The following is a 736-nucleotide window of genomic DNA, read 5'->3' on the forward strand; positions in this document are numbered from 1 at the left end:
ATAAAAAGGTGGCAATCATCGGCGCTGGCCCTGCTGGTCTGGCAGCAGCAGACATCTTAGTTCGCAACGGTGTAAAACCTGTGGTGTTTGACCGTTACCCAGAGATTGGTGGCCTACTAACCTTTGGTATTCCTTCTTTCAAATTGGAAAAAGGGGTCATGGAAAATCGTCGTCGGGTATTTACCGAAATGGGCGTTGAGTTCCGCATGAATGTGGAAGTCGGCCAAGATGTGCAGATGCAAGAACTGCTTGATGAATACGATGCGGTTTTCTTAGGTGTGGGCACATACAAATACATGCGCGCCAGTTTGGAAAATGAAGACGCGCCGGGCGTTTATGACGCCCTACCATTTTTGATTTCCAATACCTATAAGGTTATGGAGCTAGAACATAACCAACCGTTTATCGATATGGCTGGCAAAAAAGTCGTAGTGCTTGGTGGTGGTGATACCGCGATGGACTGCGTGCGAACTTCGATCCGTCAAGGCGCATCTAACGTGATTTGTGCCTACCGTCGTGATGAAGAAAACATGCCAGGCTCTCGTCGAGAAGTGAAAAATGCCAAAGAAGAGGGCGTGAAGTTCATGTTTAACCTTCAGCCTTTAGGTATTGAGGTTGATGCGTATGGCAAAGTTTCAGGCGTGAAAGTGGTCAAAACTGCTTTAGGCGAGCCTGATGACGCAGGTCGCCGTCGCCCAGAACCTGTAGAAGGAAGTGAACACGTACTGCCTGCCGA

The 736-nt window shown here is 48.6% G+C and carries 1 protein-coding gene; it reads left to right on the forward strand.

Going from position 1 to position 736, the window contains the following annotated elements:
* The coding region (locus tag R7P74_RS26265) for an FAD-dependent oxidoreductase (RefSeq protein WP_318123572.1) at nt 1–736 on the forward strand (736 nt) is incomplete at both ends.

The organism is Vibrio sp. 2033 (assembly GCF_033339735.1).